The sequence below is a fragment of the Hyphomonas sp. NPDC076881 genome (assembly GCF_050269995.1).
Taxonomy (GTDB): Bacteria; Pseudomonadota; Alphaproteobacteria; order Caulobacterales; family Hyphomonadaceae; genus Hyphomonas.
The window spans coordinates 1-6104 of record NZ_JBNNJJ010000030.1 but is presented as its reverse complement, the minus strand read 5'-3'; the positions used below and the strand labels follow the sequence as shown (position 1 = coordinate 6104).

Sequence of the window (6104 nt, the reverse complement as noted above, 5' to 3'; positions counted from 1 at the left end):
GCTCCGCTCAGCGGGCCTTGACCACCCACCCCCAACCAGAAAGAAAGGCGAACAGAGTCTCCAATTAAACGGCCCGGATCAGGGGGCTGGGTCACAGCCAACCAACAACTCTTCGACCATCAAATGACTGTGCAGGATCGTTCCAATGGGATCATTTGAGTCAGCTACACGTATGAAGCTCTCCGGCAAGAATACCCGAGCTATCCAATCAGAAAATTGCTCTTGCTGGCTCATCGCAAATTACCATTCAATCTTTGTTTCTGAAGCTTTGTTTTGATTCCGAGAAGAAATCGATGAGCTGATAAATTTCCGAACTCAGTATCCGCTCCATCGCCGTAGGGCGGCAGCTTTTGACGGAAGGCGTCCAATCAACAGCCGTCTATTGTCCGCTTAAACCTGAGAAACTGCCAGGCAGCGCGCCGGAAGGACCTTTTCAAGTACCTTCAGAATCCGGTGATCCAGCTTTTGTGAACGCATGTTCTTGATTGTATCACTGAGCGCGTCCGGCAATGCCTTGCCAAGGGACCTGATCCGCTCAAGGACCAAATCCTGTTCCAGCTTGTTCGTGGCGGCAAATTTCAGCCATTCGGAACCCGTGATCCTGCTCAGTCGGTATTCATCCCCTATCTTCATGGCGAGATTCACCTTGCGGGGATCGTGCTCGGCATAGGCCAGGATGCTGGCAATATCGTAGAGCGGGGCGAGGCGGATACGTCCGCTTGCCCCGATGAGGATTGAATAGTTTTTCCCGTGGGCGTCCGTGCCACCGATGAGCCAGTTGAAGATCTGCGCATCGACAAGACGTAATACGTCCCTCGCGCCGTCTTCTGGATTGGCTGCGTGCGTGCGCAGGTGCGCAATCATCTCGGTTGGACCGGGGCCGCCCTGATTCTGGTACTTGTTCACCGGCGGGATACTCAGCGCCTGGCAGAAATCCTCCTGATGGACACGCAGCACCGGCCCGGGAGAGGTTTCAGCCAGCGAGCGGCCCTGTTCCCGGATGCTCGCAGCCTGTCGGCGGAGCCGGTCGGCAAGGCTGGAATTTCCGGCCGCTGTCGCTGCCTCGGCCTGCTTGTCCAAGGCCTCGGCCGCCTTCAGCCTGTCTGTGACAATCTCTGTCACCCTGCGCCGGTCATAGCGTTCGACGACGATGGTGGTGGCGCCGTCAAATGCCTGAACCGTTGACCGGGCGGCGGGCAGTCCCAGAGCGGCTGCCAGCTGGAGGCACACATGTTCGTTCTCGGCAAATCCGTCGAATTCGTCCGTGGGCGGTTTCAGGATGTGGGTGGTCGGCATCCGGCCATGAGGAATGCCCCACTTCTTGCCGTCGTAGTAAAGGGCTGTCTTGGGTTGTGCGCCTGCTAGGCTGAACTGGCCGGTATCGCGGGGTGAGCGCCCGGCACCCGCATCCTGTTTCAGCATGGTGAGGCGGCGGCCGATCTCCTTTTCGGAAAGCCACTCGACGGCATTGTCTCCTGTTTCCTTCAGGAAGGCCGGGGCCCTCTTTTCTGAGACAAACTGCACGGCGCCCGCACAGTCTTCTCCGACATGGCTGAGTAGGGCGAAGGGGTTGCGGGCCGATACCTGGAAGGTGCGCGCCCAGCGCTGCAGGACCTGCTCATTGTCGGGCAGCAGGCCCCACAGGAAGGCGGTAACCGCCCTGTGCCCGTGGTCTTTCGATACCAGCGGCATCGATGTGGACAGGGGATAGGCGCCATCGGACCCCCGCCAGTCATCGCTGTAGGTGAAGGCAAGGCGTCCCTGTTTCTGGGTCAGGCGTCCCATCTGGCGCCCGTCTCCGAAGACGAGCAGCTCATCCATCGGATCGGCTCCCGTCATAATCCCCCAGAATGTCGTCGATGTCCGGACTGAAAACGGGCGCGATCCCTTTGGGGGAGGGGCTCTCTTCGTCCGCCCGAACCTCAATCTGCACGTTCAGGGCATTCAGCGTGTTCAGGACAAGGCTCAGGCTGGCGCCTGGCTTTCCGGCCTCCACCTGGTTCAGCCAGCGGCGGCTGACCCCGACCATTTCGGCCAGTTCAGCTTGGCCCAGACCCCGGGCTTTCCTGCGGGACCGGATGAGGCTGCCGAAATCAGAAGCTGTTTTCAGATAGAGATGCATGTAACCGATCCTGCGCATATCACAAAGGGCACGATAGCGCACATATATGAAAGGGATCTTTCGGTTACAAGCAGTTTTTGCTTCACCTCGATGGCTCTGACCTGAAGGAGCTTACAAGGGCGAGACAGCTCGGCTGAAGAGATGATTATTAATCTGCCAACGGAAAATATGATTCACCGAGGCATCACTAAGCTCACCTTGTCAACCACGAAGCTAGGCGCGCGGCTGACGAATTAAGGTGTGTCGCGGTTATCGCCAATTAAGATACGCGAGCCAAGTAGTGAGTAATGTTTGAGATGCTCGAGCAGTTATTAGTCAGCTGGGAAATCAATGAAAGTGATCAGTCTCGCGACTAACACCAATGGATACGGCCGTCCCTAAGCCAGAAGTGACTCCTGCATCCTGTTTTTCTCCAAACTGACGGCCGCAGAGTTGGAGTGTTTTTTGCGTCATTTGTCAGATGCCAGTGGGGTGTTGCTTCCGGAATGAGTGCCAATTCGATCCGGTCTCCACACTTACACGGACACAGAAAGGCGGCGGCCCACAACTCCCCATCCTCACTAGCCACGAGCAGTACACCCTGTTCTAACTTCTCCGGAGGCGTGTCTCCTTCGTGCCATCTTAAAACAAAATCTGGACGGCGCAGAAATAGCTTGCGCCATAGAGAGAGTAACCAGTCGAGGTTCATGCTTCGGTCCTGAATGTTTGGGTGAGGTTGGGTAGACCGAGTAGAGGTTCCATTAGCCCTCTCGCAAAAAGACTGTGTTGCGAAGCGGAACTGCATGTAGGTTCAGGCGCGAACTCTTCCTCTCCGCTCGCCAAAGAAAAATATGTGCGAGAGTAATTTACATTGGAATCATGCCGAACGGCATAAATGCGGGCAAGCCATTCGTTCACTGCGGCGCTTGCGGCGCGCATATTCAAGGAAATGACAGAGGGCGCTTCTTCAGGGACCCCTTTAATGTATCCCTCAGCCAATTGTCGCGCGTGGTCATCGGGATTTGTTCTGCGTACATATTCGGCGGCGAGGCCTTCGCCAGTGATTTCACCTCGGTCCCAAAGAGACGCGCCGCCAGGTCGGACAAAGTCAATCCTTCCACAGACGTCAGCTATCTCAACGATGGCGTTCCTCCGCCGAGTGGGTATAGTAACTCCGACGTCGATCAATGGGCAAAGGAATGCCGCGACCATCAAGTCACAATAGTGCCGGCCTTCCATGCTGTCGACGCAAGAGAATAAGATATCTGCCTCGCTAGCGGTCAAGAGTGCCTGAATATCTGCGATGAGGGTCTCAAAAGTTTCAACGACAGTGTCCGGATGATGTGCTGTGATTGCGTCCCGAAGCAAATGTGTTTTGAAACGACCAATATCTCCCGGCGTTGCATAAAGGATTCGGTTTAAATTCTTTTCCTCAACAGTGTCGAAATCGATCAGGACTATCCGCCCGACGCCCAGCCGGGCTAGCATTTCAGCGACAATAGAGCCCGTTCCGGAAACTCCAACGACCACTGCAGATTGTCGAGATAAATCAGAAGTCATCGCACTGGAGTAAGCGAGCGGGCGGTCATCCAACTTCCGTGTTAAATCGCGAATATCGTGCCCAATCGCTTTGATGCAATCGATATTTCGGCTGCGCATATTTTCATCGTACACTCGCGCCCGTATTCGGCCATCCGGTACCATTATTGCCGACCCATGAAGGGCCGCCTCATTTTTTCCGCCATTCTGCAGACAGGGGATGACGGTCTGATCACTTTCATCATCTAATGCTGAGAAATCGAACAACCCGCCTGGATGTGAGTGTAGTAAGATGACGCTACCATTGATCATATCTGCCTCATCAATAGCTTGATCAAGGCACTCGCCTGGCCAAGTCAATCTGGTCGCCGTTCGCTCAACGCATGCGTCGTAAGGAATAAGGAGGGTGTGATGCACTAGTAGCTGGTCGCCATGTCTGCCAGCTAATCCGCAGATCAGAATAGCAGCAGCCTCAAGTCCATCGCCATTGAAAAGATGGGCATAGAGCTTCTCATACTGATCCGTTGTCATTCGCAAGGCAGGCATCATTCATACCCCTCTATCTCGCGCGCGATCGCATCGTCGATCAATGCGATATGGGTGATTAAGCTGTCGACAGCTGGATTCCACGCTGTATCCGCTTGACGATGGCGGGACCATCGCTGGTAGGAAATCCCTCTGATTAACTGACGGGAATCCGTACACGGAATGGGCTTTCCGGTTGCGAGAGTGAGGGATGGAGAGCAGTAAAACATATCCAGCGCGGCGGCAGGATATGTGGGTGGGATCAAGACCGCTATGTCCGCCATTTTCTGGAGGTACCCATCCGGCAGTGCGTACCCGCGCAGTATGAACCAATGCTGTCCGAGATCTACAAGGGTTTCCCAATCTAATCCACGCTCTGTGAGAAACGCAGTATCAGCTTCGCGGATTGCGAAAGCTCGATTGAGTGCTGGCGCAGACTCGCCATTGTTTACATGGTTTGGTCGAAGCCAGAGCTTCTCGATGCCCTTCCGGGTCAAATCGAGTGTATCGTTGAGGTCAACACGTTCTTTGGGCTGCCCTGCAAGTTTTAGGACTGCGGTCCATCCTTTGTCTGGATCGAGCCCCGCCTTGATCAGCGCATCCTTAACAACGACGTGTGGTGTTTCAAAAGTCAGTATGATGCCTTGCACAAGCAATTTCCAGACTTCTTTGCGGGTATAAAGTTGCTCGACGCCGGGCTCATTTAGCGAGACTACATCGCCTGCTTCCAGCTCTTTGTCTGGCTGGTCTTTCCGCTCAAGAATTATCTTCTGGGTCGGGGCAATTCGGAAAAGTATTCGGAGCATAGACTCGGAAATCGACTCCTGACCCCATGGGAATCGCCGTTCATTTATGGTCCCAAACCAAACGCGGTCTGACCGGAAAGCTAAAAACTTCTCAGCTTTTCGATCCCCAAGGTCTATCACTTCGTTGGGCGCAATCTCGTGCAATCCATCACGGTCCAAAAGCAAGAGGACGTGCTCATTGATCGGGTGCCGATCAAAAGCGGCAAGGATTTGAGCCCCAGTCGGCGTCGCGTCGGCCAGGCGGCGCTTTTCATCAAATCCATCGCAGTCCCACAAACGCACCCGATAGGCACTCGCAGCAGGTATTGGGCCTTTAGCGCCGCTGAGGGCCCAATCTTCAACATCAATTTCGTCGTTCATAGAACATACCTTTTTTCTTCGACCGAGGCGGAGTGCCAGTGTCGGTAGCTTATTTATAGCTAAAAAATAGCTAGTCAATAGCTAAAAAAGAGGCCCATGATTCATTGACTTTCGATAGGAGTTCCCCTATTTTTTAGCCAATGGAGAGGCTTATGACCCGAAAAACAATGACTCTAAATCTCACCGATGCTGAGATGGCGGTGCTGGAAACGCTGTGTGAAAAGAAGGATTTGAGCAAAACTGTACTGATGCGTCAGGCACTTCGTCTTTATCAGCGGGTCGAGGAGCGGCTTGAACAAGGCGGAAAGCTCTTCTTCGAGGACGAAGCGACGAGCGAGAAGTCTGAGATTATGATGCTATGATAAGGCAGCCTGAGATCACGCCTGTCGCGCTTACCCGAGTGAAAGGCAAGGAACTCGTTGATGCTGAATTGTGGGACGTGATCTCGGATAAAAATCTCGCTGATTGGGAAGCAAAATGGACGCCCGAGTTAATCCGACTCTTGGGAGCTCTTTACGATAAGGGAGTCGACCGTCAGCTGTGGCCGCAAAGTCGACATTGGGATTGGCGGGCAAAAACGGTAGCGATCGAATCCCGTTTAGACCGTCAGTGCTTTTCGATTGTCTGTGAGGGAATGACCCAAGCAATGATGATCACTGACTTGACTAAACGCGCCAGTGAACTTGACCCCATTCCTGGACCATCTGACCGGAGAAAATCCCGGCTGATTTGCTCAGGGTGGACTGCCTGATCCTGAGCTCATCATCAATGTT

The 6104-nt window shown here is 54.1% G+C and carries 6 protein-coding genes; 1 reads left to right on the top strand and 5 read right to left on the bottom strand.

Annotation, left to right across the window (positions count from 1 at the left end):
- Nucleotides 1-390: 390 nt before the first annotated feature.
- The 5 genes from ACQKI2_RS18520 to ACQKI2_RS18500 all read right to left on the bottom strand — a co-directional run bounded on the left by ACQKI2_RS18520 (nucleotide 391) and on the right by ACQKI2_RS18500 (nucleotide 5331).
- Nucleotides 391-1821 carry a type II toxin-antitoxin system HipA family toxin gene (locus tag ACQKI2_RS18520; protein ID WP_427381110.1) on the bottom strand — a complete coding sequence of 477 codons (1431 nt, stop codon included), beginning with the start codon at nucleotides 1819-1821 and terminating at the stop codon, nucleotides 391-393.
- Complete coding sequence (locus tag ACQKI2_RS18515) at nucleotides 1814-2122, bottom strand: helix-turn-helix domain-containing protein (RefSeq protein WP_427381109.1); 309 nt, start codon at nucleotides 2120-2122, stop codon at nucleotides 1814-1816. The genes ACQKI2_RS18520 and ACQKI2_RS18515 overlap by 8 nt, the downstream gene beginning before the upstream one ends.
- Nucleotides 2123-2474: 352 nt before the next feature.
- Entirely contained in the window at nucleotides 2475-2810 is a 336-nt protein-coding gene (locus tag ACQKI2_RS18510) for a DUF6527 family protein (protein ID WP_427381108.1), read from the bottom strand.
- The gene (locus ACQKI2_RS18505; protein WP_427381107.1) at nucleotides 2807-4189 is read right to left on the bottom strand and encodes a ThiF family adenylyltransferase; all 1383 of its coding nucleotides are present in this window, start codon (nucleotides 4187-4189) and stop codon (nucleotides 2807-2809) included. The genes ACQKI2_RS18510 and ACQKI2_RS18505 overlap by 4 nt, the downstream gene beginning before the upstream one ends.
- The gene (locus tag ACQKI2_RS18500) at nucleotides 4186-5331 is read right to left on the bottom strand and encodes a multiubiquitin domain-containing protein (RefSeq protein WP_427381106.1); all 1146 of its coding nucleotides are present in this window, start codon (nucleotides 5329-5331) and stop codon (nucleotides 4186-4188) included. The genes ACQKI2_RS18505 and ACQKI2_RS18500 overlap by 4 nt, the downstream gene beginning before the upstream one ends.
- 152 nt (nucleotides 5332-5483) lie before the next feature.
- On the opposite strand from ACQKI2_RS18500, the gene ACQKI2_RS18495 reads away from it, so the two are divergent.
- Complete coding sequence (locus ACQKI2_RS18495) at nucleotides 5484-5693, top strand: ribbon-helix-helix protein, CopG family (RefSeq protein ID WP_427381105.1); 210 nt, start codon at nucleotides 5484-5486, stop codon at nucleotides 5691-5693.
- Nucleotides 5694-6104: the final 411 nt, after the last annotated feature.

Bases quoted from the DNA above. Each gene is read 5' to 3' on its own strand.
- ACQKI2_RS18520 (WP_427381110.1), bottom strand. From the start codon at position 1,821: ATGGATGAGCTGCTCGTCTTCGGAGACGGGCGCCAGATGGGACGCCTG.
- ACQKI2_RS18515 (WP_427381109.1), bottom strand. From the start codon at position 2,122: ATGCATCTCTATCTGAAAACAGCTTCTGATTTCGGCAGCCTCATCCGG.
- ACQKI2_RS18510 (WP_427381108.1), bottom strand. From the start codon at position 2,810: ATGAACCTCGACTGGTTACTCTCTCTATGGCGCAAGCTATTTCTGCGC.
- ACQKI2_RS18505 (WP_427381107.1), bottom strand. From the start codon at position 4,189: ATGATGCCTGCCTTGCGAATGACAACGGATCAGTATGAGAAGCTCTAT.
- ACQKI2_RS18500 (WP_427381106.1), bottom strand. From the start codon at position 5,331: ATGAACGACGAAATTGATGTTGAAGATTGGGCCCTCAGCGGCGCTAAA.
- ACQKI2_RS18495 (WP_427381105.1), top strand. From the start codon at position 5,484: ATGACCCGAAAAACAATGACTCTAAATCTCACCGATGCTGAGATGGCG.